Origin of the sequence: Rhizobium sullae (assembly GCF_900169785.1) — a bacterium.
GTDB classification, from domain to species: Bacteria; Pseudomonadota; Alphaproteobacteria; order Rhizobiales; family Rhizobiaceae; genus Rhizobium; species Rhizobium sullae.
In genome coordinates this window covers 1-495 of record NZ_FWER01000231.1, presented here as the reverse complement: position 1 = coordinate 495, position 495 = coordinate 1, and the positions used below count along the sequence as shown (strand labels likewise).

Genomic DNA, 495 nt, shown 5'->3' with positions numbered 1-495 from the left:
TCTCGCCTTCCCCATGAATGAACAGGATCGTGAGGCGATCCAGATCGTGACGGATCAGCTCGCCGCCTTTCTGGCAGCGGAGAGCCAGCGCATTCTTCGCGAGCAACTGACATCCGACCTCCAGGCACGCGAGCGCGACCTGGCGCGATTGATCGAGGCAATGATCGGCGCGCAGGAACAGGAGCGGCGCAGGATTGCCTATGACCTCCACGATGGCGTCGCGCAGTCTTTGGCGAGCCTGCTGTTTCGGTTGGAAGCCGCGGTGGTTGCCATGGAAGATACACAATCGGCNGTCGCGCAGTCTTTGGCGAGCCTGCTGTTTCGGTTGGAAGCCGCGGTGGTTGCCATGGAAGATACACAATCGGCAAAAGATGCAATCGAAGGCGGCATCGAAATTGTTCGAACGTCGATCGGCGAGGTTAGAGGCGCAATCGGTGCCCTTCGTCCCGCGGAACTGGACGATCTCGGCCTCGAAGCAGCACTTCGCGCCCGCCT

At 60.7% G+C, this 495-nt stretch carries 1 protein-coding gene; it reads left to right on the top strand.

Features of this window, described 5'->3' with window-relative positions:
• Positions 1-13: 13 nt before the first annotated feature.
• On the top strand, positions 14-495 hold a 482-nt coding region (locus tag BN1800_RS41180; protein ID WP_244564843.1), incomplete at its 3' end, for a histidine kinase.